Origin of the sequence: Delftia sp. WSY_22, from assembly GCF_043104185.1 — a bacterium.
GTDB lineage: Bacteria > Pseudomonadota > Gammaproteobacteria > Burkholderiales > Burkholderiaceae_C > Comamonas > Comamonas tsuruhatensis.
Genome location: NZ_JBICKN010000029.1, coordinates 63,040 through 89,509 on the forward strand (window position 1 = coordinate 63,040; position 26,470 = coordinate 89,509).

Here is a 26,470-nt window from a genome sequence, read left to right on the forward strand (position 1 = left end):
CTTTCCAAAAGTGTTCTGTACTGATACGTAGCGGGTGGGGGCTGCCTTACTTGTTCAGGACAAAACCCTTGAGCTTGGAGAACGCGCCTTCCACCAGGGCCTTTTGCTGCTCCTGGTGCAGGTGGGCGTAACCCACGGCGGGCGATGCCGAGGCAGCGCGGCCGGAGTAGCCCAGCTTCTGGCCATCGAGCATGTTCTCGTGGATGTAGTGCTGCACGAAGAACCAGGCGCCCTGGTTCTGCGGCTCGTCCTGGCACCAGACGATGTCGGTGGCGTTGCCGAACTTCTTCAGTTCAGCGGCGAAAGCCTTGTGCGGGAAGGGGTACAGCTGCTCGACGCGGATGATGGCGACGTCCTTGCTTTCCTTCTCGGTGCGCTTCTTGACCAGGTCGTAGTAGACCTTGCCGGAGCATGCGATCACGCGCTTGACCTTGGCCGCGTTCTTCACGACGGCTTCGTCCTGCTCGGGGATCACGGTCTGGAAACCGCCGCTGGTGAACTCGGACAGCGGCGAGGTGGCGTCCTTGTTGCGCAGCAGCGACTTGGGGGTCATGATGACCAGCGGCTTGCGCAGCGGGCGCACCATCTGGCGGCGCAGCACGTGGAAGATCTGGCTGGCCGTGGTCGGCTGCACGATCTGCATGTTGGCGTCGGCGGCCAGCTGCATGAAGCGCTCCAGGCGCGCCGAGCTGTGCTCGGGGCCCTGGCCTTCGTAGCCGTGCGGCAGCATCAGCGTCAGGCCGTTGATGCGGCCCCACTTGACTTCACCGGAGGCGATGAACTGGTCGATCACGACCTGGGCGCCGTTGGCGAAGTCGCCGAACTGGGCTTCCCAGATCACCAGGGTGTTGGGGTCGTTCGACGCATAGCCGTACTCGAAGCCCAGCACGGCTTCTTCGGACAGGATGGAGTCGATGACGGTGAACGGAGCCTGGCTGTCGGCCACGTTCTGCAGCGGGATGTAGGTGCCTTCGCTCCACTTCTCGCGCTTTTGGTCATGGATGACCGAGTGGCGGTGCGTGAAGGTGCCGCGGCCGCAGTCCTCGCCCGACAGGCGCACGGGGTAGCCCGATGCGACCAGCGATGCGAAGGCCATGTGCTCGCCCATGCCCCAGTCCACGTTGACTTCGCCGCGGCCCATGGCTGCGCGGTCGTCATAGACCTTCTTGACCAGCGCGTGCGGCGTCACGGTCTCGGGGATGGTGGTGATGCGTTCGGCCAGGCGCTTCCATTCCGTCAGCGGGATGGCGGTGTCGCCGGCGTCCGTCCAGGTCTTGCCCAGGAACGGGCTCCAGTCCACGGCGTACTTGCTCTTGAAGTTGGTCAGCACCGGGTCCACGGTGTGGCGGCCTTCGTCCATGGCGGCGCGGTAGGCCTTGGCCATGTCGTCGCCCAGCGATTCGCCCAGGCCCTGTGCGGCCAGCTTGTCGGCGTACAGCTTGCGGGTGCCGGGGTGGGCGCCGATCTTCTTGTACATCAGCGGCTGGGTCAGCGCGGGGGTGTCCTGCTCGTTGTGGCCCAGCTTACGGAAGCAGACGATGTCCACGACCACGTCCTTGGAGAATTCCATGCGGAACTCCAGGGCCAACTGCACGGCCAGCGCCACGGCTTCCGGATCATCGCCGTTGACGTGCAGCACGGGCGACTCAATCATCTTGACGATGTCGGTGCAGTACAGCGTGGAGCGGGTGTCGCGCGGATCGGAGGTGGTGAAGCCGATCTGGTTGTTGATGATGATGTGCACCGTGCCGCCCGTGGTGTAGCCACGGGTCTGGGCCAGCGCCAGGGTTTCCTGGTTCACGCCCTGGCCGGCGAAGGCTGCATCGCCGTGCACCAGCACGGGCAGCACCTGCTTGCCGTGCGGGTCGTCGCGGCGGTCCATGCGCGAGCGCACCGAACCTTCGACCACGGGGTTGACGATTTCCAGGTGCGAGGGGTTGAAGGCCAGCGACAGGTGGACGGGGCCGCCTGCGGTGGACACGTCGGAGCTGAAGCCCTGGTGGTACTTCACGTCACCGGCGGGCAGGTCCTCGGGGGCGGTGTGGTCGAACTCGGCGAACAGGTCCTTGGGCATCTTGCCCAGGGTGTTGACCAGCACGTTCAGGCGGCCGCGGTGGGCCATGCCGATCACGACTTCCTGCACGCCCTTCTGGCCGGCAGCGTTGATCAGCTCGTCCATGGCGACGATGAAGCTCTCGCCACCTTCCAGCGAGAAGCGCTTTTGGCCGACGTACTTGGTGTGCAGGTAGCGTTCCAGGCCTTCGGCAGCCGTCAGGCGGTCGAGGATGCGCTTTTTCCGGCTGGCATCAAAGCTGGGCTTGGTACGGCTGGTTTCCAGCTTTTGCTGCCACCAGCGCTTTTGCGTCTGGTCCGTGGCATACATGTACTCGGAGCCGATGGTGCCGCAGTAGGTTTCGCGCAGAGCGTTCATCAGCTCGCGCAGGGACATGCTTTCCTTGCCGAAGAAGGTGTTGCTCGTGTTGAACACCGTTTCCTGGTCGGCATCGGTGAAGCCGTAGAACGACGGCTCCAGCTCGGGAATTTCAGGGCGCTCGGTGCGCTTGAGGGGGTCCAGATCGGCCCAGCGTGCGCCGACATTGCGGTAGGCGGCGATCAGTTGCTGGACGGCGGTGCGCTTGCGGCCCAGCTCGGAGTCGGCGCCGGAGGCCACGACCACCTTGGTGCCGCCTTGCTTGGCGCGCTCGGCGAAAGCGTTGATGACGGGCTGGTGCGGAACGTCCTTGGCGTCGGTGCCATCGACTGCGGGCACATGTTGCAGTGCATCAAAGTACTCGCGCCAGGAATCCGGCACGCTACCGGGATTGGCCAGGTAGTTTTCGTACATTTCTTCGACGTAGGGGGCATTGCCGCCGAAGAGGTAGGTATTGCCTTGGTAGGCTTGGTAGACCGACGTCTGATCGCTCATATTGCGCTGACCTCAGCCTCCCTGAGGGAGGCATTAGCTGGTTTGTGGAACCTTCCGCGACACGGCTGTACCGATTGGCGGATGCGACTGTGGCTGGGGAAGGGCCTGGTTGCGACCGCCATTGTGCCACCGTTCAAACATCGCAGCAGGGCAGTTACCAAGTGATTACCTGAACTCTCCGGGAGTTCCCGCAGTCGCGTACATTGGCGCATCTTCCGAACGGACCGCCAGATGAACCTGCTGCCCCTACACAAACGCACTTTCATGCTGCTGCTGATTGCGGCAACCATAGGCTTCGGTGCCGTGCTCTGGGAGTTCATGGGGGCCATCTTCTGGGGCGTCGCCCTGGCCATCCTGTTTTCGCCGCTGCACCGGCGCCTGCTGGCGCGCATGCCACGGCGCACCAATCTCGCCGCCCTGTCCACCCTGCTGCTGTGCCTGGTGGTGGCCATCCTGCCGCTGGCGCTGATCGGCGCCTCGCTGGTGCGCGAGGCCTCGTTGATCTATGAGCGCGTCAACAGCGGCAACCTGGATGCAGGCACCTATGTGCAACAGATCATGGACGCCCTGCCCTCCTGGGTCACACCCTGGCTGGAGCGGTTGCACCTGGGTTCGCTGGCCGAGCTGCAGGACAAGCTGTCCAGCATCGCCATGCAGGCCTCCAAGCTGGCCGCCACCAAGGCGCTGGGCATAGGCCAGAACACCTTCGGGTTTCTGGTCGGCTTCTGCGTGATGCTGTACCTGCTGTTCTTCCTGCTGCGTGACGGCCGCGACCTGACACAGCGCATCCGCATGGCCATCCCGCTGCAGTCCGATCACAAGGCCGAGCTGTCGAGCAAGTTCACCACCGTGATCCGCGCCACCGTCAAGGGCAACCTGGCCGTGGCGGCCGCCCAGGGCGCGCTGGGCGGGCTGATCTTCTGGATTCTGGGCATCCAGGGGCCCGTGCTGTGGGGCGTGGTGATGGCGTTCCTGTCGCTGCTGCCCGCTGTGGGCGCCGGCCTGATCTGGGCACCGGTGGCCATCTACTTCCTGGCCACCGGTGACATGGGCAAGGGCCTGATCCTGATCGCCTACGGCGTGCTGGTGATCGGACTGGTGGACAACGTGCTGCGCCCGCTGCTGGTGGGCAAGGACACCAAGATGCCCGACTACATCGTGCTGATCTCGACACTGGGCGGCATGGCTCTCTTCGGACTGACGGGTTTTGTGATAGGACCCGTGATCGCGGCGCTGTTCATGGCAATCTGGGACATGTTCACGCGCATGCAGCTGCAGGATGAGGAAAGGCGCCGCCAAATGGCCCAATCGGTGAACCCATCGGTGAACAAGACGGGTTTGGCGCATGCTGAATATCAGACGTCGGATGATCTGGGCCTCAAGCATGCCCCGCGCGATCCAGGCCCGCCGGCACGCTGATCCACCCCGGCCTCCGCTCCCGGGGGAGGCCAAAAACCCCATTCGGCAATTCAATCTACGCAAATGGTTTGCATTCACCCAATAGACTGTATTGATCGATGCCATTCAGCCAGCCAATGAATACCGGATTGATATAAAACAAAATATCCGAAGCCTTCAAACCAGATAATCAATTCAACTGATGAATCAGCCGGACACCGGGCCGGCAAGCCCCGCGCAGCAAGGTGCAGCGGGGAGGCCGCGCATGAATGCCGCACAGGCCGACTCGGGATTAAGGGTTATTTCCCGGATTGTTTTCGGGGTGCACTCGTAGAATTTGCTTACAAGCGTCAATTTCTATTAGAAGGTACCCCACATGGTCCAATTCTCCAGACGCCAGTTCATGAAAGTGACTGGTTCGACTCTGGCCGGATCCAGCCTGGCGTTGATGGGCTTCTCGCCCACGGCCGCCCTGGCTGAAGTGCGCCAGTTCAAGCTGGCCGCCACCACGGTCACCCGCCAGACCTGCACCTACTGTTCGGTAGGCTGCGGCATCCTGATGTATTCGCTGAGCGATGGCGTCAAGAACGCCAAGCTGTCGGTGATCCACGTCGAGGGAGATCCCGACCACCCCGTCAACCGCGGAACGCTGTGCCCCAAGGGCGCATCGCTGCTGGACTTCGTCCACAGCCCGCACCGCCTGAAGTATCCCGAGTACCGCGCGCCCGGCTCCACCGAGTGGAAGCGCATGTCCTGGGATGAGGCGCTGACCCGCATCACCAAGCTGCTCAAGGACGACCGCGACGCGAACTTCGTCGAGCAAAACGACAAGGGCCAGACGGTGAACCGCTGGCTGACCACCGGCATGCTGGCCGCCTCGGCCTCCAGCAACGAAGCCGGCTACGTCACACACAAGGTGGCCCGCTCCTGGGGCCTGCTCGCACTCGATAACCAAGCACGTGTCTGACACGGCCCGACGGTGGCAGGTCTTGCCCCGACGTTTGGCCGTGGAGCGATGACGAACCATTGGGTCGACATCAAGAACGCGGACGTTATCCTGATCATGGGCGGCAATGCCGCTGAAGCACATCCCTGCGGTTTCAAGTGGGTGACCGAAGCGAAGGAGCACAACGGTGCGCACTTCATGGTGGTCGATCCGCGCTTCAACCGCTCCGCCTCCGTGGCCGATTTCTACGCCCCCATCCGGTCGGGCTCGGACATCGTGTTCCTGGGTGGCGTGATCAACTATCTGCTGACGAACGACAAGATCCATCACGAGTACGTGAGGAACTACACCGACTTCTCGTACATCGTGAAGGAGGAGTTTGCGTTCGACGAGGGCATCTTCTCGGGCTACGACCCGCAGACCCGCAAGTACGACAAGTCCAGCTGGGACTATGAACTCGACGCCGACGGCTACGTGAAGGTGGACGCCAGCCTGCAGCATCCGCGCTGCGTGTACCAATGGCTCAAGCGCCACTACGCCAGCTATACGCCCGAGAAGGTGGAGAGCGCCTGCGGCACGCCCAAGGAAAAATTCCTGCATGTGTGCGAGAAGCTGGCTTCGACGGCAGTGCCGGGCCGCGCCGCAACCATCCTGTACGCACTGGGCTGGACACAGCACACCACGGGTGCGCAGATCCTGCGCACGGGCGCCATGGTGCAGCTTCTGCTGGGCAACATCGGCGTGGCCGGCGGCGGCATGAATGCGCTGCGCGGGCACTCCAACATCCAGGGCCTGACGGACCTGGGGATTCTGTCGGCTTCGCTGCCAGGCTATCTGACGCTGCCCAACGAAGGCGAGCAGGACTACCAGAAGTACATCAACGCGCGCACGCCCAAGGCCATGCGCCCGGGCCAGATGAACTACTGGTCGAACACGCCCAAGTTCCACGTGAGCCTGATGAAGGCCTGGTGGGGACCGGCGGCCACGGCCGAGAACAACTGGGCCTTCAACTACCTGCCCAAGCTGGACAAGCAGTACGACATGCTGCAGGTGTTCGACATGATGGCGCAGGGCAAGATCAACGGCTACATCGCCCAGGGCTTCAACCCGCTGGCGGCTCTTGCGAACAGCAACAATGTGCGCGAAGGCCTCAAGAAGCTGAAGTTCCTGGTGATCATGGACCCGCTGGTCACCGAAACGTCGGAATTCTGGAAGAACCACGGCGAGTTCAACGACGTGGATTCGGCATCCATCCAGACCGAGGTGTTCCGCCTGCCCACGACCTGCTTTGCCGAGGAGGACGGCGCCGTCGTCAGTTCCTCGCGCGTGCTGCAGTGGCACTGGAAGGCGGCCGAGCCCCCGGGCGAAGCCAAGACCGACATCGCCATCATGTCGGCCCTGCACCTGCGCCTGAAGCAGGCCTATGAGAAGGACGGCGGCAAGTTCCCCGAGCCGATCACCAAGCTGTGGTGGCCGTATGCCCATGCCGATCATCCGACTTCGGAAGAGATCGCCAAGGAGTACAACGGCCGCGCGCTGGTGGACCTGTTCGACCCCAAGGACCCGACCAAGCTCATCCGCAAGGCCGGCGAGCAGCTCGCCGGCTTCGGCGAGATGCGCGACGACGGCACGACGATGGGCGGCTGCTGGATCTGGGCTGGCTGCTGGACCTCGTCCGGCAACCAGATGGCCCGACGCGACAACAGCGACCCTACGGGCATAGGCAATACGCTGAACTGGGCCTGGGCCTGGCCGGCCAACCGCCGCGTGCTCTACAACCGTGCCTCGTGCGACCGCAACGGCCAGCCGTTCAATCCCCAGCGCACGCTGATCCGCTGGAACGGCAAGGCCTGGGGCGGCGCCGACGTGCCCGACATGGGTCCGACCATGCCGCCGGAGACCACCGATCCGTTCATCATGAACCCCGAGGGCGTGGCGCGCTTCTTCGCCCGCAAGGGCATGAACGAGGGACCGTTCCCCACCCACTACGAGGCCTTCGACAACCCGCTGGGATACAACCCCATGTATCCCGACAACAAGCTGGCTGTCATCAACCCGGCCGCCCGCATCTTCGACTCCGCCAAGGATTCGGCAGGCTCGCCCAGCGAGTTCCCGCATGTGGGCACGACGTACCGCCTGACCGAGCACTTCCACTATTGGACCAAGCACGTTCAGTTGAACAACATCGTTCAGCCCGAGCAGTTCGTGGAAATCGGCGAGGCGCTGGCCAAGGAACTGGGCATCGAGACGGGCCAGCATGTGAAGGTCAGCTCCAAGCGCGGCTTCGTCAAGGCGGCCGCCGTGGTGACCAAGCGCATCAAGCCCATGAAGATCGATGGCAAGACCATCCACCACGTGGGCGTGCCCATTCACTGGGGCTTCTCGTCGACGGGCCGCAAGGGCTACATGGCCAACAACCTGACGGCATCGGTGGGCGATGGCAACAGCCTTACCCCGGAATCCAAGACCTTCCTTGTGAAGGTGGAAAAGGTTTAAGGAGCAGCTGATGTCATCAACCATGTCTCTCGATATCAAGCGTCGCTCGGCCACGACGACGCCTGCTCCCAGTGCGCGCGAAACGCACAGCGGCGAGGTGGCCAAGCTCATCGATGTCTCCAAGTGCATCGGGTGCAAGGCCTGCCAGACCGCCTGCATGGAGTGGAACGACCTGCGCGACGAAATCGGCACCTGCGCGGCCGGCGTCTATGACAACCCGACCGATCTGACGGATCAGTCGTGGACCGTCATGCGCTTTACCGAGTACGAGAACGAAGCGACCGGCAACCTGGAGTGGCTGATCCGCAAGGACGGCTGCATGCACTGCGAGGACCCGGGCTGCCTGAAGGCCTGCCCCTCGCCGGGCGCCATCGTGCAGTACAGCAACGGCATCGTGGACTTCCAGCAGGACCAGTGCGTGGGCTGCGGCTACTGCGTCACGGGCTGCCCGTTCAACATTCCGCGCATCTCCAAGAAGGACCACAAGGCCTACAAGTGCACGCTCTGCTCGGACCGCGTGGCCGTCGGCCGCGAGCCTGCCTGTGTCAAGACCTGCCCCACCGGCGCCATCATGTTCGGCACCAAGGAGGCGATGAAGGACCAGGCCGAGCACCGCATCGGCGACCTCAGGCGGCGCGGCTATGCCGAGGCGGGCCTGTATGACCCGCAGGGCGTGGGCGGCACCCATGTGATGTACGTGCTGCATCACGCGGACAAGCCTTCGCTGTACAAGGGCCTGCCCGACGACCCGAAGATCAGCCCCATGGTGTCCCTGTGGAAGGGCGTGGCCAAGCCATTGGCCATGGCCGCGCTGGGCGCAGCTGCCGTCGGCAGCCTGTTCCACTACATCACCAAGGGCCCGAACGACGTGTCCAAGGAACTGGAAGACGAAATGGACCGCAAGGACCAGGAAGCCGCTGAAAAGGAGGCCCGCCGATGAAACGCAACCCACGTGACCTGGTGCGCTACAACGCATCGGAGCGTGCCAACCACTGGGTGGTCGGCATCTGCTTCATCCTGCTGGCGCTGTCGGGCCTGGCGTTCTTCCACCCGGCTTTCTTCCCGCTCACGCAGCTGTTCGGCGGCGGGCCGTGGACACGCATCCTGCACCCCTACATCGGGGTGGTGATGGCGCTGTTCTTCATCATCATGGCGCTGCGCTTCTGGCGCCTGAACGTGGTCGAGCCGCGCGACATCGAGTGGCTCAAGAACGTCAACAAGATGATCGACGGCGACGACCACGACATGCCCGAGCAGGGCAAGTACAACGGCGGCCAGAAGCTGCTGTTCTGGGGCCTGGTCATCGGCATGCTGGCGATCACCGTGACCGGCGCGCTCATGTGGCGCGCCTGGTGGACGCTGCCCGTCAACGTGGTGCGCGCCGCCTCGGTGGTGCACGCCATCGCGGGCGTGTGGATGATCGGCCTGATCATCATGCACGTGTACGCGGCCATCTGGACCCGGGGCACCATCCGCGCCATGCTGTACGGCACGGTGACACGGGCCTGGGCCAAGCAGCACCACCGGGGGTGGTATCGCAAGATGACCGGTGATAATGACTGACACCCCCTGAGCGGCTTACGCCGCTTCCCCCTCTCTACTCGCTGCGCGAGGGAGGGGGACGGCACCCTCGGTGCGGGACGGCCCTTCCTCGGTGCCCCTCGCCTTGGGCCGCGCCAGTTTTCACAGACATGGCGTCATACTAGGCATCAGCCTGAGCACCCAGCCGCCCAGCGATCCGGGCGGCTGTTTTTTTGGGATTCATTCCAATGCAACGCATTCTTCAACCCGGCGATATCGAGTCGCTGGACCACACCAGTTTTCCGCGCGTGCTGCTGCCGCAGTTGCCGGGGCTGTTCGTCGAGCGGGCGGCGCGGCTGCGGCAGCTGGCCGAGGGCAATCCAATTGCCGACTACCTGCGGTTCGTGGCGCAGATCGTGGACGCGCAGGCCAAGGCGGCCGGGCAGCTGATGCTGGCCGAGCCCGATGCGGCGCTGATCGCGCGGGCGCAGGAGCATTCCATGCCGCTGCTGCCTGCCGCCGACCATATCGATGCCGCCTGGCATGGCGTGCTGGACCGCATGCTCGATGCCCTGTCGGGCGCCAACGGCCTGCCAGCGCCGCTGCAGCCGCTGCTGCAGGAGCTGCGCGCGCTGGACACGGCCGGGCGTGACGAGATCGCGCAGCGGCTGCTGCAAAAGGAAGTGGCGGCCCGCCACGTGGGCATGGCGCCCTTTGTGATGGCTGCGCTGCAGGTGGTGTTTGCCACGCGCGCCAGCGGCCTGAACGCACGCGACGTGCCCTATACCGATCCCGCCTCGATCTGTCCCGTCTGCGCCAGCGAGCCCGTGGCCAGCGTGTTGCGCATTGGCGGCAAGGCCGCAGGCCATCGCTACCTGCACTGCGGCACCTGCTGCACGGAGTGGCACATGGTTCGCGTCAAGTGCTCCCACTGCGAGTCGACCAAGGGCGTCGAGTACCAGGGCATCGATGGCGCAGGCGATACCGTGCTGGCCGAGACCTGCGAGGAATGCGGCAGCTACCGCAAGGTGGTCAACCAGGAAAAGGACCCGATGGCCGAGCCCCTGGCCGACGACCTGGCCTCGCTGATGCTGGACCTGCTGATGGGCGAGGAGACGCGCTTTCAGCGCGCCAGCGCCAATCCCCTGCTCTACGTGGCCTTTGCCGAGGAGCAGGACGAGGCCGGCGACGCGCTGATCGACCCCGCCACGCCTGCTGCCTGACCCTTTCGCACACCATGACCGATACCGCCGCCACCTCTGCCGCTTCCTCCACCCCGTCCGCGCTGCGCCTGCCTGCCGTGGACAAGGTGCTGCTGAGCGCCGACATGCTCGCGCTGCGCGAGCGCCACGGCCTCGATGCCTGCACCCAGGCCGTGCGCGAGACACTGGCACAGATGCGGGCCGATGCGCAGGAGCGGCTGCGGTCCGGCGAGCCCGATGCAGGCGCGCCCGGCATCACCGAGGTGATCCAGGCGGCCGGCCTGCGCCTGGCGCGGCGCTTTGCACCCCGTCTGCGCACGGTCTTCAACCTCACGGGCACGGTGCTGCACACCAACCTGGGCCGCGCCCTGCTGCCGCAGGAGGCCGTGGACGCCCTGGTGGCCGCCATGACGGCGCCGGCCAACCTGGAGTACGACCTGGAGGACGGCGGCCGTGGCGACCGCGACGACCTGATCGAATCCCTGGTCTGCGAACTCACGGGCGCCGAGGCCTGCACCGTGGTCAACAACAACGCCGCCGCCGTGCTGCTGACCCTGGCCACGCTGGCGGGCGGGCGCGAGGTCATCGTCTCGCGCGGCGAGCTGGTGGAGATCGGCGGGGCCTTCCGCATCCCCGACGTGATGACGCGCGCGGGCGCCACCCTGGTCGAGGTGGGCACCACCAACCGTACCCATGCGCGCGACTACGAAGGCGCTGTCGGCGAACACACCGGCCTGCTCATGAAGGTGCATTGCAGCAACTACGCCATCACCGGCTTCACCAAGGCCGTGAGCGACGCGGAGGTGGCATCCATTGCCCATGCGCACGGCCTGCAGATGGTGGTGGACCTGGGCAGCGGCACCCTGGTCGACCTGCGCGAATGGGGCCTGCCCTACGAGGTCACGGTGCGCGAGACCATCGAGTCGGGCGCCGACATCGTCACCTTCAGTGGCGACAAGCTGCTGGGCGGTCCGCAGGCCGGCCTGATCGTGGGCCGCAAGGACCTGATCGCCCGCATCAAGAAACACCCGCTCAAGCGCGCGCTGCGCGTGAGCAAGCTCACCCTGGCCGCGCTGGAGCCCACGCTGCGCCTGTACCTGCACCCCGAAAAGCTGGCCGAGCGCCTGACCACGCTGCGCCTGTTCACGCGCCCCCAGGCCGACATGCAGGCCCGCGCGCAGGCGCTGCAGCCGCTGGTGCAGCAGGCGCTGGGCAGCCGCTATGTGGTGGAAACCGCCGAGATGAACAGTCAGATCGGCAGCGGCGCCCTGCCCGTGGAGAACCTGCCCAGCTGGGGCCTGCGCCTGCATCCGGCCGACGGTCGCCAGGCCGGCCGCCAGCTCACCCGGCTTGAAGCGGGCCTGCGCGGCCTGCCCCGCCCCGTCATCGGCCGGCTGCATGACGACGCGCTGTGGCTGGATCTGCGCTGCCTGGAGGCAGCCGACGAGCCGGCCTTCACCGAACAGCTGCCGCTGCTGCACATCGCCTGAGGACGAACGCATGATCATTGGCACCGCCGGCCACATCGACCACGGCAAGACCACCCTGGTGCGCGCGCTCACGGGCGTGGACACCGACCGCCTCAAGGAAGAGAAGGCGCGCGGCATCTCCATCGAGCTGGGCTATGCCTACACGCCGCTGCCCAATGGCGAGGTACTGGGCATCATCGACGTGCCCGGCCACGAAAAATTCGTGCACACCATGGCCGCAGGCGCCGTGGGCATAGACCACGCCCTGCTGGTGGTGGCGGCCGACGACGGCGTCATGCCGCAGACGCGCGAGCACCTGGACATCCTGCAGCTGCTGGGCGTGCGCGAAGGCACCGTGGCCCTGACCAAGGCCGACCGCGCCACGCCCGAGCGCCTGCAGCAGGTGCGTGCCGAGATCGAGTCCCTGCTGGCGCCCACGGCGCTGGCCGGCGCCCCGGTCTTTCCCACCGCCGCCGCCCAGCCCGGTGACGCGGGCGTGGCGCAGCTGCGCGAGCACCTCATGGCGCGCGCCCAGTCCATTCCCGCGCGGGCCAGAGACGGGCTGTTCCGCCTGGCCGTGGACCGCAGCTTCACGCTGCCCGGCCAGGGCACCGTGGTCACGGGCACCGTGTTCGGCGGCCAAGTGAAGGTGGGCGACACGCTGGTGCATTCGGCCTCGGGCACCGAGGTGCGCGTGCGCAGCCTGCATGCCCAGAACCAGGCCAGCGAACAGGGCCTGGCCGGACAGCGCTGCGCGCTCAACCTGTCGGGCATTGCCAAGGAAGCCATCACGCGCGGCGACTGGATCGCCGACGCACGGCTGCTGCAGGCCAGCGACCGGATCGACGTGCGCCTGCAACTGCTGGCCGATGCGCCATCACTGGCCCAATGGACGCCTGTGCATGTGCACATCGGTACGGCGCGCTGCACGGCCCACGTGGCCCTGCTGCAGGACCAGCCGCTGGGTCCCGGCGAGCAGGCCATCGTCCAACTGGTGCTGGACATGCCCGTACATGCCCAACCCGGCGACCGGCTCATCGTGCGCAATGCCCAGGCCAACCGTACGATTGCGGGCGGCAGCGTCATCGACCCCTTTGCTCCCGCACGCAAGCGCCGCAGCCCCGAGCGCACGGCCTATCTGCAGGCGCTGGAATCGCTGATTGCCACCGGGGACGCCAGCGCGCTGGTGCAAGGCGCGGCGCACGGCATTGCCACGTCGCAGCTCATGCGCCTGACGGGCCGCGCATCCGTGGCCACGGACAACGTCGGGCACCGGCTGCACCGACTTCCACTGGCCGAGGGCGACACGCTGTTGCTGGGTGACGCACGCTGGACGCAGCTGCGCGGCCAGGTGCTGGACAGCATGGCGCGCTTTCACGAAAAAAACCCCGACGAGCCCGGTGTGAACGCGGCACGCCTGCGCCGCATGGCACTGTCCGGCCTGGTCCATGCAGGACATGACGCGCTGTGGAAAGGCCTGCTGCAAACGCTGCTGCAGGATGGCAGCCTGGCCGCCAGCGGCGCCTGGCTGCACCTGCCCGGCCACAGCGTGCAACTGTCGGACAGCGAAACACAGATCGCCCAGAAACTGCTGCCGGCCATCGAAGCCGGCCGCTACGACCCGCCCTGGGTGCGCGACCTGGCACGCGACAACGCCATCGGCGAGGAAACCGTGCGCCAGCTGCTGCGCAAGCTCGCGCGCCAGGGACTGCTGTTTCAGGTGACCAAGGACCTGTTCTACTCCGCCGCCCGCACGGACGAACTCGCCGCCCTGGTGCGCGAACTGGCCGCCGCCACCCCCAACGGCGAAATCCAGGCCCACGCCTTTCGCGATGCCACAGGCCTGGGCCGCAAGCGCGCCATCCAGATCCTCGAATTCTTCGACCGCATCGGCTACACCCGCCGCCTGCGCGACGCCCACCTGCTGCGCCCCGATGTGCAGTGGACCACTGGCGCCACAGCAAGAATTTGAGGCAAGGGGCCGCTACAATGGCCAGCTTTGCTTCGCCACGGCGCCAGCAACCGGCGCGGCCCAGGGCGAGAGACACCGAGCAAGGGCCGCCCCGCAGCAAGGGTGTCGTCCCCCTCCCCCGCGAAGCGGGTAGAGAGGCGCCGTGCAACGGGGGGAAGCGGCGTAAGCCGCTCAGGGGGAGCTTCAAGCCAGAAGGAAAGCATACGCACCCGGTGGTGCGCCCGGGCTTCAAACCCGGTCAGGGGCGTCAGCCGCTCCTGGGTAGGTTCGACTCCTGCTGCTTTCCGCCAATCCCCCGGCTCTGATCCCAGCCAGGTTCCGGCTATTGCAAGGGCACGACGATGGCCACGCGGCGGTTCTCCGCCGCATCGCTGGGCACCACGGGCATGGCGCGGCCCAGGCCCTTGACCTCGATATCCTGGCGCGCCAGGCCGGCTTCGGCCAGCACATCGGCCACGGCTTCGGCGCGGCGCAGCGACAGGCGCATGTTGTAGGCATCGCTGCCGCGATCGTCCGTATGGCCTTCCACGCGCAGCCGCTCTATGCCCACGCCCTTGAGCGCCCGCCCCAGTTCCAGCACCTTGGTGCGCGCCTGGGCACCGACTTCGGCCGAGTCAAAGCCGAACAGCAGCTTGCCCGACATCTGCAGCTCCCAGCCCTGCTCCGCCTGTGCAAAGCCCTGGCTGCGCAGCACTTGCTGCTGCTGCTCGGTCAGGCCCTGCGGCGTAGGCGGCGCCTCGGGCGCCGCCTTGCAGCCCGCCAGCGCAAGGGCCAGCACAGCGGCCGCACCTGCGCCGCACATCCGGGTCCAGCTCCGTCGTTTCAACATGTCATCCTCCTGTGACTCGTTCGGCCTGGCGCATGGCCTTGGCCTGGTACATGGCCTGGTCGGCATGGCGCATCAGCGTCTCCATGCTCTGGCCATGCTTGGGAAAAAGGGCCACGCCCGCACTGACCGAAGGCTGCAGCACCACGCCTTCGCTGACCACCAAAGGCTCATGCATGGCGGCCTCTATCTTGTCCCGCACCATCTGCGCATCACCGCCCCCGCCCACGGGATAGAGCAGGATGGCGAACTCATCGCCGCCCAGCCGCGCGACCAGATCGCTCTCGCGCACCTGCGAGCGCAGTCTTGCGCCTACGGCCTTGAGCAGCACATCGCCCACAGCATGGCCGTACGCGTCGTTGACCTGCTTGAAGCGGTCGTTGTCCAGAAACAGCACGGCCAGCTTCTGTCCGGTTTCGGCCGCGTTGTCCAGCGCCTGCTGCAGGCGCTGCTCGAAATGCAGGCGGTTGGCCAGCCCCGTGAGGCTGTCTCGCGAAGCCTGGCGCTCCAGGGCCGAATTTTGCTGCTGCAGCCGCTCGTGGCGTGTCTGCAGCTCGGCCAGCAGGGCATTGAAGTTGTCTCCCAACTCGCGCAGTTCGGCAATGCGCGCCAGCGGCACGCGCTGGTCCATGGACCGGTCATGGCGCACGGCGTGCGCCACGCGCGCCAACTGCTGCAGCGGTTCGGCAATGTCGCGCAGCATGCGGCGCGATTGGCGCAGCCCCACATAGCCGCTCACGCCCACGCACAGCACCAGCACGATGAAGCCTGCGCCCAGAAAGCGGACCAGGCCCACGCCATCGCTGGACAGCTGCACGCTCCCGACCAGGCGGCCATCCTGGCGCACATCGGCCTCGGCGCGCGGCAGGCCTATGCCTATGGCCAGCAGTTCACCCACGCTGGACAGCGCCGAGCCGCCATGGCCCGACCACTGCACGAACGGGCGCTGCTCGGCATCGAAAACCTCGGCATGGGCCACGCCTTCGCCGCGCAGCAATTGGTCCAGCACGCGGGCAGCCTCGTCACGGTCACCGAAGACCAGCGATGCCTCGACCGTATAGGCCAGCGAACGTGCCACCAGATGCAGGTTGTTGGACAGGTAAAGACGCAGGGTGGCCACGCCGACGATGAGCAGCAGCGCGCCCGCCAGCGCAATGGCCACCGCCGCCATGCGCATGTGCGCGCGGCGGATCACGTTGCGCAGGGAGGCGCTGCCGGACAGGAACAACTTCATGGCAACGTCCTGTGGCGCGCAAGCTGCAGCACCTTGGGATTGACGCGCAGGCCGCTGCGTGCCACGGAGTCGAGGCTGACCTCGAAGCCCGCGCCCTCGCCACGGCGGCGCAGGCAGAACATGGCGCCGATGCGGCACAGCTCGCCCCGCTCGCTGATGGTCAGCAGCGGCCGTCCGGCCAGTTGCTCCATGAGCTTGCGCCAGGCCGCTTCATCGAGCTGGCCGGCATAGATGCCTTCGCATTCGGCCAGGATGCGCGCATCGGAAAGCACGACGCGCCGGACTTCCAGCCGCTGGCTGCCCACGGTCTGCGGGGCACCATTGAGCAGGTCATCGGCATATTCGGTGGAGCCCACCACGCACAGCCGCAGCACCGCGCTTTCCGTGGGCCAGCGCGTGTAGCCCAGGATGCCTAAGACTGTGCGTGTCACGCCCAGCTCATGCTCGTCGGCCGATGGTTCGGCATGCGCCTGCCCCACCAGCCCCACCCAACCCGTTTGCAGCGCCAGCAGGCACACGGCCACCCAGGCCCAGGCGGGCGGCAGGCCCTTGATCCTGCCACCCATGCACCACCTGCGGGATGGGAGAAGTGAGCGCTGCGAGCGCTGTGAGCGATTTATGCGAACAGCCAACCAAGGCTCCTTGAACGGGAAATCCATGCATTGCACCACGACGGCGCATCGAAGCATTTTTTCACATATCGCCCGCCTCGGAGCACCCGGAGTGTCGCGCTGGGTCATCATCCTTTCTTAGTCGCTGCGGCACATCAAGGCGCCGCGGCAGGCAGGCGGTAGTGATAGGCGTAGAGCGGATGAAAGCCCAGGCTTTCATACAGCCCGCGCGCCACCCGGTTGGGAGCCCGCACCTGCAGCTCGGCCCATTGCGCCCCCTGCGTCCGTCCCCAGTGCAGCAGGCCGCACACCAGCGCACGGCCCAGCCCCCGCCCGCGCATTGCAGGTGCGATGACGATGTCATACAGGCCCACGCAGCCGCGCTCCAGCACGGCCAGGCCGAACCCGGCCACCTCGCCCCCGACGCGCAGCGTGGCAAAGGCGGCGGGCCAGGCAATGGACTGCAGCATGTGGTGATGCGCCTGCCTGTGCCGGGGCGGCACGGCGCCGGCCTCGGCAAAGCCTTGCAGCCAGGCCGCACCGGGCCGGGCATCCATGGCGAGGGTCCAGCCTTTTTCGTCCGCCGGCTGCGCCATGTCCGCCAAGGCTGCGCGCATCACGAGCGAAGGATCGGCCAGCAGGTAGCCGGCCTGCGCCAGCTGGGCATCGGCCTCGGGGCTGGCCAGGGGCGAGAGGCGGAAGACGGGCGGCAGGCCCTGGCGTTGGTAGAAGGCTTCGATCTGCGCCAGCAAGGCGCCAAGGCGGGCGCCGGGCTGATGGGCATTGGCGGAGTTGGCCCGCTTGGTATGGCCCTGCGCGGCGCGCAGCAGCCAGTCCCCGCAGAGCACGGTGCGCTGGGCCGGCCAGGCGTTGAAGCCGCGCTGCTCCACGCCGACCACCGTCTCGGGATCGCAGTCCACGGATGCGCGGTCATGAGCGAAAGACTTGGACATGCCCGCTTGTACCATGGCCGCCCGCCGTGCCCGCCCATAATATGGCGCGCCGCCGCGCTGCCGGCAGGCACTCTTTCCCACTACTGCGATCGCCGCCGATCGCCGGATTGCTCCATGACCACAGACACCTCCCAAGCCCCCCGACTCACCTCGCTGTCCCATGGCGGCGGCTGCGGCTGCAAGATCGCGCCGGGCCTGCTGGCGGAGCTGATCGGCAAGAGCGCGCTGCCCAAGCAGTTCTTCCCGGACCTGCTGGTGGGCACGGAGACCGCCGACGACGCCGCCGTCTACCGCATCAACGACGAGCAGGCCATCGTGGCGACCACGGACTTCTTCATGCCCATCGTGGACGATCCGTATGACTTCGGCCGCATCGCCGCGACGAATGCGCTGTCCGACATCTACGCCATGGGCGGCCAGCCCCTGATGGCCCTGGCCATCGTGGGCATGCCCATCAATGTGCTGCCGCACGACACCATTGCCAAGATCCTGGAAGGTGGCGAATCGGTCTGCCGCGATGCCGGCATTCCGCTGGCCGGGGGCCACTCCATCGACTCGGTCGAGCCCATCTACGGCCTGGTCGGCATCGGCATCGTCAACCCCCGCCAGATGAAGCGCAATGCCGACGCCCGGGCCGGCGACGTGCTGATCCTGGGCAAGCCGCTGGGCGTGGGCATTCTGTCGGCCGCGCTCAAGAAGAACCTGCTGGACGAAGCCGGCTACCGCGCCATGGTGGAGGCAACCACCTTGCTCAACCGCCCCGGCACGGCGCTGGGCAAGATGGACGGCGTGCACGCGCTGACCGATGTGACGGGCTTCGGCCTGCTGGGCCATGGCCTGGAGCTGGCACGCGGCGCGGGCCTGACGGCGCGCATCGACAGCCGCAGCCTGCCCGTGCTTCCCACGGTGCAGGGCTTTGCCGAGCAGGGCGTCATCACGGGCGCCTCGGGCCGCAACTGGGCCTCATATGGCACGCAGGTGGTGCTGGGCGCCGGCATCACCGATGCCCAGCGCGCGCTGCTGACCGATCCGCAGACCTCGGGCGGCCTGCTCGTATCGTGCACGCCCGATGTGGCGGACCAGGTGCTTGCGCTGTTTGCCGAACAGGGCTTTGGCGATGCAGCCATCGTGGGCCGCATGGAAGCGGGCCAGGCCCGCGTCGTGGTGGACTGAGCCAGGCAACCAGTCAAGCGAAACGGGGGCCTGGGCCCCCGTTTGCATTGCATGCCTGATGCAGCCCCTTCAGGCGGGCACTGCATCACGCCGGACAGCGGATGTCACTCGCTCACGGTCTGCGTCTTGTAGGCCGGGCTGGCCTGGATGGCGCTGTCGGTGAACGGCAGCTTGAGCCACTGGCGCGCACCGTAGGCCTTGGTGTAGTCCGCATAGTGGGCCGAGGCAGGATCGTCCGACAGCGAGAAGGTCAGGAAGGTATGGGCCTCCACTCCGGCCGCCGGGAAGCTCACCACCTGCATGTAGCTGTTGCCGTGCGGCTGCCCGTCCATGCTGTAGCCGCCCTGCTCTATCTTGTTTTCCGAGCAGGTGATGGTGAAGTAGCCCACCTCGCCGCATCCGCCATACAGCGCCGTCTTCTCTCCGCCACGCTGCGAGAACAGCACGGTGCCACGCGCCGCATCCATGGCAAAGCCGCTGGCCTGCACGGCCTTCACTGCTTCGGCGAACGCCTTTTGCAGCGCCGCCTTGGCCGTGGGCTTGATGCCGCGCGGCGTGTTGACGGGGTCGGCCGCATCGAAGGGCACGGCATACAGGTCGGCCGATTTGATCTGGCTGGCCACGCGCTTCCAGAACTCGTCCCAGACATGGGAGCCCCTGGATGCCGCCGTGCCCGTGCCGTCCCAGGCCTGCAGCGCCGTGCAGGCAGCCGATACGTCCACCGTTTCACCCGCCGAGGACACGGGGCCTGGACAGACCTGGGCCAATGCCTCGTCCTTGAAACGCGCGCTGTACACACGGCTGTCCAGCACCATCTGGCGAACGATGTCGCTGGTGGCCATCTTGCCCGGATAGCCGTCCGTGCCCGCCAGCCGCTGCAGCGCCATGGTGTGGCCCAGGCGCGTGCGCAGGCTCTGGGCAGAAGAGGTGGAGCCGAAGATGGCCGGATAGCCGGTCAGCGGTGCCGAGGCATTGGACAGCCAGTAGCTGTCGTTCATGTTGCCCACGTAGTCGCCACGCAGCAGGCTGGGCATGCGTGCCGGGCCGATGGCGCCGGCCTGCACCGAATCCGCATCCGAGCCCCAGTCGCACTGGCTGCTGCCGCCGGCCAGCACCGGCACCTGGGGCAGCGCCGCGTTGATGGCCGCCGAGGCCGGCGTGGCGCAGGCCTGCAGCTGCGCGGGCGGCACGTTGGGCACGGCGCCTATGTCGGCATACCAGACCTGGGCGTTGCCGCGTCCCGCAGCGACGGTGTTGACCCAGGGAATGGCCGACTCCTCCTTCTGGATGCGGATGAACTCGTCCAGCGACTTGGCCTGGTTCCAGCGCAGCCAGTTGCGGAAGGTGCGGTAGTTGTAGGCGTTGATGTCGCGGATGGCGAACACGCTCTGCGTGGTCCAGCCCAGCGCCGGGTCCATGGCGCCGAGGTTGACCACCGGGCCGTGAACGGTCTTGTAAAGCGTGCGCGTGACCTGGTCCTGCCCGCCGGAGGCATTGCGCACGCTCACCGTGATCCTGCTGGCCTGCATGGCCTCGGTCTTGCCGTCGCGCACATAGCGGGTCGGATCATTGGGGGCCAGTTGGTACATGAACAGGCCGAAGCGCCGCGCCGTGGACACGGTGTGGCTCCAGGCCACGTCGTTGTTGAAGCCGATCAGCACCATCGGGATACCCAGGAAGCTGGCGCCACTGACGTCGATCTCGCCCGGAATCGTGAGCTGCGATTGGTAGAAGCGGTCCGGCCCCTTCCAGTACCAGTGCGGATTGCCGAACAGCACGCTGCTGCCGCCCGTGGCCTGCTGGCCGAAGCCGTACATGTTGCTGCCTATGCCCGTGGTGCCGCCCACCTGCAATGATGGCGCCACCACCTGGCCCGGCTTGAGCGCGGCCAGCTGCGTCGCGGCCGACCGGCCCTTCGCCGGCTTGGCCGAGGCCGTTGCCGCCGCAGCTGCTGCAGGCGGCACGGCATTGGCGATCTGGGCCACGAAATTGCTGTAGCCGCCGGCAAGATTGGCCGTATACATGCGCCGCCAGATGTCCTGGGCCGTGATGGCCTGCACCCAAGGCTGGCCCGCGCAGGCCGCATTGGTCTTGGCCCCGGCCGGGGTCTCGCGCACCACGCGGTTGTAGCCGGCCACGAAGCCATCGACCAGTTGCTTGAGCTTGTCGGGCTGGGCCTGGATCATGGCGGCCACGGCGTCATCGGAGACGACATGGCGGAAGAAGAAGTCCGAATCGATGTTGCGCGGCCGGTCGATGGTGCTGTCATAGACGGCCTGGGCATCGCCGCCGAAGTGGCGCGAACGCTCCCCGCGGTAGGTCAGGAAGGAGTCGGCCATGGTGCACAGGTTGTCCTGCGCCTGGGCATAGCCCGCACCATAGCCCAGGCCCGTCCAGTCCTTGGCCTTGATGTGCGGAATGCCCATCTCCGTGCGGCGGATCTCCGCGCTGTACTTGCTGCCGGAGCCGTCTCCCGAACCGCCGCAGGCCGCCAAGGCGGCCAGGGCTATCAATGACAAGGGTTTCCATCCACTGCGAAGCGCTGGGTGCATGCTTTGTCTCCTGGTGTTATGCGTACACAAAGGCCCCGGTCTGCCACGGGGCCCGCATCAGCATAGGAGCGAGGCAAGGCACTGCCTACCCGGCAGTTTCACTAGGAAATGTCTGATGCCCGACAGTCGATGCGGACAGCCACCCGGCTCTCCATCGGCCGGCACGGGCAGAAGACTCAGGCGGCAGATTCAGCCAGCTGGCTCAGCGCCGCCGTCATGCGCCGGTCGATCTTGCGGCTGAGCACCACCGAGGTATAGGTCTGCTGTATGCCGTCGATCAGGCCTATGCGGTCCAGCAGCGCGTCGAGCTTTTCGTTGCTCTCGCAGCGCACGAACACCATGTAGTCGTACTGGCCGCTGACGGCGGAGACCTCCTCGACCTCGGTGAAACGGTTGAGTGCCTGCATTACTGAAGTGGCCGTCTTGGGCTGCACGCGAATGCCGCAGTACGCGCGCACCGCAGACTGCTCCACGCGCGCACCCAGGCGAACGCCGTATCCGGCGATCACGCCTTCCTGCTCCAGCCGGGCAATGCGGGCCACCACCGTCGTGCGCGCCAGATTCATCTGCCGGGCCAGATGCGCGGTGGAAGCCCGCGCATTGGTCTGCAGCAGGCGCAGCAGTTGGCGGTCGGTTTCATCAAGACGGTATTCCATGCAGCTCCCTGGACGTCAACGGCAAGAGCCTATGGCGGCGGCTCGGACGTGTTCAACATTTCGGCAGATATATCCACCAATCCGGCAATTCTATGCGCTGCAAATCGTCGCTTTCATCAACAAGATCCTCGTTTCATCCGAAACCGCCGCATCTGGAGTGCATCCCCATCCCGCATCGCCCAGCAGCGACGGCACATGGGCACCACCAGGCAAGAGTAATGGCTATCAGAAACAAAAGTAACTAATTACAAATCCCCCGACACACCCCGATGCTCCGCCGCTGCATGTCACCCGGCTGGGACCTCGCATAAATACTTAGCATGCATCCCATCCTTCCTTTGGCGACGCTGCTCCGCGGGTAGGGCTGCCGCCTGCGGCCGTACTGGCCGGGCTCGACGGAACACGGCAAACCGCTTGGGAAGGCGCAGCACGCATGATGGATCAGTACTTGCAAATACATGCATTTCCGCTAGATTGGCCCCGCAGGCGTAAATTTTGTGAACTCAAGTTACCCCGCATCCGTCGGCTTCCGACGCAGGGCCTGCCCGCAGTTACGCGGCTTGCCGCAGCACGCCAAAGGAGGGTTTTCCGATTTCCCGCTGCCCGCCGGACCGCTCGTTCCCCATGACAAGGGCATGCCCGGCATGCCCGACGAACGCGCGCAGTGTCCGGTGCCTCCATTCAGTCTCCACAGGGGAGACATATGTCATATCGCGCCGTATCTGGAGATCCGTGGATTTCACAAGCTGCAACGCCCTGGCGGGACAGCTTTGTGCTGGGCGGGGTGCTGTTTCTGTGCTCGGCCGTTGCGCTGGGCCTGCGCTCTCCGGGGCATCTGTCATCTCTGTGGCTGTCCAACGCCCTGCTGCTGGGCTGGATGCTGCGCAGCCCCGCCTACAGCCATAGACACTGCTGGACGGCGGCCGCCGTGGCCATGACGTTGGCCGAATGGTTGTCGGGCAGCCCGCTTGACCAGACCCTGTGGCTGACTTTCGCCGATCTGGCAGCCGTGGCCTGCGGCTGGGTGATGATGAGGCGCCTGCCGCTGCGGGTGCGGCAGATGCGCTCCCCCTCATCGGTGCTGCACCTGGTGATGTGCAGCCTGCTTGTGAGCGTGGTCGGCGCCGTGCTGGGCTCGGTGGGCATGCACCAGCTGATGCATTGGCCCTGGCAGCCCATGATGGCCATGTGGTTCAGCAGCGAGCTGATGCACATGACCCTGTTGCTGCCCGTTCTGTTGAGCTTTCCCGCAAGCCTGGAGCCGCTGTCCTGGCGTGGCCAGCCGTTCAGGCAGACCGTGCAGGCCCTGCTGCCGCTGTTGGCCCTGGTGATCTCCGAGGCCATTGCCATCTACCTGGGCGGGCCGGGCGCGCTGTCCCTGAGCATGCCGGCCATGCTGCTGTGTGCCATGCGCTACCGGCTGTTCGTGGTCGCCCTGCTCAACCTCGCCAGCTGTGCCATCAAGCTGGCCACGTTTTCAGATGTACTGCTCACCTCGCCCAGTTCCGAACTGGAGACCACGTTCTCGTTCCGCCTGGGCCTGGCCATGCTGTCCATAGGCCCGCTGGCCGTGGCCTGCACGCTCATGGCCTTCAAGGACATGCTCAGCAAACTGCGCCATGCAGTGAACCACGATGCGCTGACCGGCCTGCTGGCACGCACCAGCTTTCTGGAGCGCGCTCAGCGCACGCTGGAGCGCCTGCAGCGCGAGCACCAGTCGGGCGCCATGCTGATGCTGGACCTGGATCACTTCAAGCACACCAACGACCGCCACGGCCATGCCGCTGGCGACCGGGTGCTGCAGGAAGTCTCGGCCCGCCTGTCGCAGGCGCTGCGCCCGCATGAACTCATAGGCCGCCTGGGCGGCGAGGAATTTGCCGTGCTGCTGCCTGGCGCCGACTGCGCCACGGCCAGCGCCGTGGCCCAGCGGCTGTGCGAAGCCACGCGCGAAATCCGCATCGAGACAAGCGATGGCGCAACCATCTGCCCCACGCTGAGCATTGGCATCGCCTGCACGAACATGGCCCAGCCTCCGCTGGGTTTGAGCGCCTTGCTGCGCACGGCCGACACGGCGCTGTACCAAGCCAAGGCCAGCGGCCGGGACCGGTATTTCGTGGCGGGCGAGCGGCCGGGCGAGGCCGGTACACCGGCCTTTGCCTGCGAGCATTCCGGGGGCGCCAAGGCGGCCTGACACCAGGCGCCGCCTCGGCGTTTTGCCCGCGCTCAGCGCAGGCGGCGGGCGCCGTTTCCTTCGTCGAGCTTGAAGCCCGCCACGGCCTGGGCCAGCTGCACGGCCTGTTGCTGCAGCGATTGCGCAGCCGCCGTGACCTCTTCCACCAGGGCGGCGTTCTGCTGCGTGACCTGGTCCATCTGTCCAATGGCGCTACCCACCTCGGCAATGCCACGGCTTTGCTCCTGGCTGGCATTGCTGATCTCGGCCACCAGCGTACTGAGCTTGCGCACGCCGTCCACGGCCTGGTCGATGGTGGTGCCCGCATTGCGCACCAGCCGGCTGCCCGTGTCGATCTGGCCCACGGAATCGTCGATCAGCGCCTTGATCTCCCGCGCCGCCGTGGCGCTGCGCTGGGCCAGCGTGCGCACCTCGCTGGCGACCACCGCAAAGCCACGGCCCTGCTCGCCGGCACGGGCCGCTTCGACGGCAGCATTGAGCGCGAGGATGTTGGTCTGGAAGGCGATGGAGTCGATCACGCCGATGATGCTTTCGATCTTGCGTGCCGACGCCTCGATGCCACCCATGGTCTGCACCACCTGGCCCACGGCCTCACCGCCCTGCGTGGCGATCTGCGAGGCGCTGGTGGCCAGCTCGCTGGCCTGGCGGGCATTGGCCGCGTTTTGCTGCACGGTTGCCGTGATCTGCTCCATGGCGGCTGCCGTCTGCTCCAGCGAGCTGGCCTGCTGCTCGGTGCGTGACGACAGGTCCTGGTTGCCGCCCGCGATCTCGGCCGACGCCATGCGCACCGATTCCGACGATTCGCGAATGCGCAGCAGCACCGTGGCGATCTTGTCCACGAACTGATTGAAGGACTGGCCGATCTGCGCCAGTTCGTCCCGGCCTGCCGCCGTGAGGCGGCGGGTCAGATCGCCCTCGCCGGAAGCAATGTCCTGCAAGGCATCGCGCGCCACGGCCAGGCGCATGAGCATCCGGCGCAGCACCACGGTCAACAGCACGGCCGTACCCAGCACGGAAAGCGCGGTGATGAAGGCGGCCACCTGCAGCAGCGCGCTTACGGAATGCGTGGCCTGTGCGCGGTCGATCACCACGGCCAGCGTCCAGGGCGTGCCCTCCACCTTGGCGGCATAGACCATCTGCGGCTCTCCATCGAGCACCAGGTCGGCACGTCCGCCCTGCTCGGCCAGGCGCTTGATCAGGGCCGCATCGAGCTCCGGTGCAATCGCCGAAGCGGGCTTGAGCGCCAGCTCGGGCCTGGCGTAGGCCAGCAGACGGCCTTCGCCGTCCATCAGAAAGGCGAAGCTCTTTTCCTGGGGGCGTATGGCCGCCACTTTCCTGGACATGGCCGCCAGCCGCACATCGGTGCCGACGACGGCCGTGATCGCGCCCGAGGCCCCGACCGGATCGACAAAGCTGATCGTCAGCTCACCCGTGCTGGCATCCACGTAGGCCGGCGTGACGCCCGGACGGCCTTCCCGCACGGCCTGCTTGAACCAGTCGCGCTGGGTGCCGTCGTAGTTCTCCGGCATGGGATGGGTGAACACGGCACGCTTGTCCGCATGCACGAAGTAGGCGTCATCGAAGCCGCCGGCCTGCTGGCCTGCCAGCAGGAAAGGAATCGGGTCCGGCTGTTGCACCGCCGTTTTCAGCGAGCCGGTGATGCGCTGCTTGTCCTGGACCCAGTCGGTCAATGCAGCTGCATGGGCCTGCGTGAGCTGGCCGATGTTTTCGTCGATGCCGGACAGCGTGCTGCCGCGCGCCGTCCAGAAGGTGGCCATGGACAGCGCGAACAGCGCGGCCACTGTGATTGCCACGCAGATGAGGATCAGGCGGGCACGAAGTGTTTGAAACATGATGCGTAGTAAAGGCAAAAACGAGGGCTGTGAATGCCCACCGAGCCTATCCGAGACACACCGGCCGCCAGAGCTCAAAGAGTGCGTACTTGCCCTTGCAATTGCACGCTTCCTGGCTGCAGGTGATCCGCTGCCCCCTTCGAGCAAGCAGCGCTTTGCTCGCAACGCCACCGGAGCCTGAGTCGTCAGGTTTTTGCAAGTTATCGTCACATCCTGGACGGATGCATGCTATAGTGTCAATTTGTAACACAGACATTTCCCGCCCTGCAGGCGGGATCTTTTTGTCGCAAACGCCAGGGCCTTGCACCAGGGTCCTGCCGTTTGCGCCGCGCACCCTGTGTTTTTCCCTCCCTCATATTTTTGGGGTGCACCATGCGGCCTTTTCTTGCCCTTCATGGACTGCCATGGATCCATGAAGGCCCCTGACCAGGATCGGCAGGGAGCAGGATACAAAATGTTTCATCTTGATGCAAAGATGCCGATAAGCAGGC

17 protein-coding genes and 1 tRNA gene are annotated in these 26,470 nt (G+C 66.3%); 10 read left to right on the forward strand and 8 right to left on the reverse strand.

Going from position 1 to position 26,470, the window contains the following annotated elements; genetic code table 11:
- Positions 1 to 46: 46 nt before the first annotated feature.
- On the reverse strand, positions 47 to 2,926 hold the full coding sequence (locus ACF8NF_RS15960; RefSeq protein ID WP_016446856.1) for a 2-oxoglutarate dehydrogenase E1 component: 2,880 nt from the start codon (positions 2,924 to 2,926) through the stop codon (positions 47 to 49).
- Positions 2,927 to 3,157: 231 nt separating this feature from the next.
- Between ACF8NF_RS15960 and ACF8NF_RS15965 the strand changes: the two genes are divergently transcribed.
- The 8 genes from ACF8NF_RS15965 to ACF8NF_RS16000 all read left to right on the forward strand — a co-directional run bounded on the left by ACF8NF_RS15965 (position 3,158) and on the right by ACF8NF_RS16000 (position 14,220).
- Positions 3,158 to 4,345, forward strand: coding sequence for an AI-2E family transporter (locus ACF8NF_RS15965; RefSeq protein WP_047327725.1), 1,188 nt, complete (start codon positions 3,158 to 3,160; stop codon positions 4,343 to 4,345).
- 355 nt (positions 4,346 to 4,700) lie between these two features.
- Positions 4,701 to 7,766, forward strand: a complete 3,066-nt coding sequence (fdnG, locus tag ACF8NF_RS15970) for a formate dehydrogenase-N subunit alpha (RefSeq protein ID WP_392450840.1) — start codon at positions 4,701 to 4,703, stop codon at positions 7,764 to 7,766.
- Between the two features lie 10 nt (positions 7,767 to 7,776).
- Complete coding sequence (gene fdxH, locus ACF8NF_RS15975; protein WP_016454846.1) at positions 7,777 to 8,706, forward strand: formate dehydrogenase subunit beta; 930 nt, start codon at positions 7,777 to 7,779, stop codon at positions 8,704 to 8,706.
- The gene (locus ACF8NF_RS15980) at positions 8,703 to 9,329 is read left to right on the forward strand and encodes a formate dehydrogenase subunit gamma (protein ID WP_012205324.1); all 627 of its coding nucleotides are present in this window, start codon (positions 8,703 to 8,705) and stop codon (positions 9,327 to 9,329) included. Before fdxH ends, ACF8NF_RS15980 begins: the two co-directional genes overlap by 4 nt.
- Before the next feature lie 206 nt (positions 9,330 to 9,535).
- Complete coding sequence (fdhE, locus tag ACF8NF_RS15985; protein ID WP_392450841.1) at positions 9,536 to 10,510, forward strand: formate dehydrogenase accessory protein FdhE; 975 nt, start codon at positions 9,536 to 9,538, stop codon at positions 10,508 to 10,510.
- Positions 10,511 to 10,524: 14 nt separating this feature from the next.
- Positions 10,525 to 11,979, forward strand: coding sequence for an L-seryl-tRNA(Sec) selenium transferase (gene selA, locus ACF8NF_RS15990; protein WP_392450842.1), 1,455 nt, complete (start codon positions 10,525 to 10,527; stop codon positions 11,977 to 11,979).
- 10 nt (positions 11,980 to 11,989) lie between these two features.
- Positions 11,990 to 13,930 carry a selenocysteine-specific translation elongation factor gene (gene selB, locus ACF8NF_RS15995; protein WP_203399469.1) on the forward strand — a complete coding sequence of 647 codons (1,941 nt, stop codon included), beginning with the start codon at positions 11,990 to 11,992 and terminating at the stop codon, positions 13,928 to 13,930.
- A 194-nt stretch (positions 13,931 to 14,124) separates the two neighbouring features.
- Positions 14,125 to 14,220, forward strand: a tRNA-Sec gene (locus ACF8NF_RS16000).
- A 32-nt stretch (positions 14,221 to 14,252) separates the two neighbouring features.
- Here ACF8NF_RS16000 and ACF8NF_RS16005 read toward each other — a convergent pair.
- From ACF8NF_RS16005 to ACF8NF_RS16020, 4 genes are all read right to left on the reverse strand, one after another.
- Positions 14,253 to 14,759 (reverse strand): OmpA family protein, encoded by a 507-nt coding sequence (locus ACF8NF_RS16005; RefSeq protein WP_016446849.1) that lies wholly within the window; start codon positions 14,757 to 14,759, stop codon positions 14,253 to 14,255.
- Between the two features lies 1 nt (position 14,760).
- Positions 14,761 to 15,990, reverse strand: a complete 1,230-nt coding sequence (locus ACF8NF_RS16010; protein WP_016446848.1) for a diguanylate cyclase domain-containing protein — start codon at positions 15,988 to 15,990, stop codon at positions 14,761 to 14,763.
- Positions 15,987 to 16,556, reverse strand: coding sequence for a YfiR family protein (locus tag ACF8NF_RS16015; RefSeq protein ID WP_016446847.1), 570 nt, complete (start codon positions 16,554 to 16,556; stop codon positions 15,987 to 15,989). Before ACF8NF_RS16015 ends, ACF8NF_RS16010 begins: the two co-directional genes overlap by 4 nt.
- Before the next feature lie 200 nt (positions 16,557 to 16,756).
- Complete coding sequence (locus tag ACF8NF_RS16020; RefSeq protein ID WP_047218171.1) at positions 16,757 to 17,569, reverse strand: N-acetyltransferase; 813 nt, start codon at positions 17,567 to 17,569, stop codon at positions 16,757 to 16,759.
- Between the two features lie 99 nt (positions 17,570 to 17,668).
- On the opposite strand from ACF8NF_RS16020, the gene selD reads away from it, so the two are divergent.
- Positions 17,669 to 18,727 carry a selenide, water dikinase SelD gene (gene selD / locus ACF8NF_RS16025; protein WP_017405217.1) on the forward strand — a complete coding sequence of 353 codons (1,059 nt, stop codon included), beginning with the start codon at positions 17,669 to 17,671 and terminating at the stop codon, positions 18,725 to 18,727.
- Positions 18,728 to 18,831: 104 nt separating this feature from the next.
- Here selD and ACF8NF_RS16030 read toward each other — a convergent pair whose 3' ends face one another.
- On the reverse strand, positions 18,832 to 21,279 hold the full coding sequence (locus tag ACF8NF_RS16030) for a penicillin acylase family protein (RefSeq protein ID WP_392450843.1): 2,448 nt from the start codon (positions 21,277 to 21,279) through the stop codon (positions 18,832 to 18,834).
- Between the two features lie 176 nt (positions 21,280 to 21,455).
- Complete coding sequence (locus ACF8NF_RS16035; RefSeq protein WP_016446843.1) at positions 21,456 to 21,935, reverse strand: Lrp/AsnC family transcriptional regulator; 480 nt, start codon at positions 21,933 to 21,935, stop codon at positions 21,456 to 21,458.
- A gap of 703 nt (positions 21,936 to 22,638) precedes the next feature.
- Here ACF8NF_RS16035 and ACF8NF_RS16040 point away from each other — a divergent pair.
- A complete protein-coding gene (locus ACF8NF_RS16040; protein ID WP_392450844.1) occupies positions 22,639 to 24,126 on the forward strand; it encodes a diguanylate cyclase in 1,488 nt (495 codons plus the stop codon).
- Between the two features lie 32 nt (positions 24,127 to 24,158).
- Here the strand turns inward: ACF8NF_RS16040 and ACF8NF_RS16045 are convergent, their stop codons facing one another.
- A complete protein-coding gene (locus tag ACF8NF_RS16045; RefSeq protein ID WP_016454855.1) occupies positions 24,159 to 25,979 on the reverse strand; it encodes a methyl-accepting chemotaxis protein in 1,821 nt (606 codons plus the stop codon).
- Between the last annotated feature and the right edge of the window lie 491 nt (positions 25,980 to 26,470).

Bases quoted from the DNA above. Each gene is read 5' to 3' on its own strand.
- fdxH (WP_016454846.1), top strand. From the start codon at position 7,777: ATGTCATCAACCATGTCTCTCGATATCAAGCGTCGCTCGGCCACGACG.
- ACF8NF_RS16045 (WP_016454855.1), bottom strand. From the start codon at position 25,979: ATGTTTCAAACACTTCGTGCCCGCCTGATCCTCATCTGCGTGGCAATC.
- ACF8NF_RS16040 (WP_392450844.1), top strand. From the start codon at position 22,639: ATGTCATATCGCGCCGTATCTGGAGATCCGTGGATTTCACAAGCTGCA.
- ACF8NF_RS16015 (WP_016446847.1), bottom strand. From the start codon at position 16,556: ATGGGTGGCAGGATCAAGGGCCTGCCGCCCGCCTGGGCCTGGGTGGCC.
- ACF8NF_RS16035 (WP_016446843.1), bottom strand. From the start codon at position 21,935: ATGGAATACCGTCTTGATGAAACCGACCGCCAACTGCTGCGCCTGCTG.
- ACF8NF_RS15960 (WP_016446856.1), bottom strand. From the start codon at position 2,926: ATGAGCGATCAGACGTCGGTCTACCAAGCCTACCAAGGCAATACCTAC.
- selB (WP_203399469.1), top strand. From the start codon at position 11,990: ATGATCATTGGCACCGCCGGCCACATCGACCACGGCAAGACCACCCTG.
- ACF8NF_RS16030 (WP_392450843.1), bottom strand. From the start codon at position 21,279: ATGCACCCAGCGCTTCGCAGTGGATGGAAACCCTTGTCATTGATAGCC.
- ACF8NF_RS15980 (WP_012205324.1), top strand. From the start codon at position 8,703: ATGAAACGCAACCCACGTGACCTGGTGCGCTACAACGCATCGGAGCGT.
- ACF8NF_RS16005 (WP_016446849.1), bottom strand. From the start codon at position 14,759: ATGTTGAAACGACGGAGCTGGACCCGGATGTGCGGCGCAGGTGCGGCC.
- ACF8NF_RS16010 (WP_016446848.1), bottom strand. From the start codon at position 15,990: ATGAAGTTGTTCCTGTCCGGCAGCGCCTCCCTGCGCAACGTGATCCGC.
- fdhE (WP_392450841.1), top strand. From the start codon at position 9,536: ATGCAACGCATTCTTCAACCCGGCGATATCGAGTCGCTGGACCACACC.
- ACF8NF_RS15965 (WP_047327725.1), top strand. From the start codon at position 3,158: ATGAACCTGCTGCCCCTACACAAACGCACTTTCATGCTGCTGCTGATT.
- ACF8NF_RS16020 (WP_047218171.1), bottom strand. From the start codon at position 17,569: ATGGTACAAGCGGGCATGTCCAAGTCTTTCGCTCATGACCGCGCATCC.
- selA (WP_392450842.1), top strand. From the start codon at position 10,525: ATGACCGATACCGCCGCCACCTCTGCCGCTTCCTCCACCCCGTCCGCG.
- selD (WP_017405217.1), top strand. From the start codon at position 17,669: ATGACCACAGACACCTCCCAAGCCCCCCGACTCACCTCGCTGTCCCAT.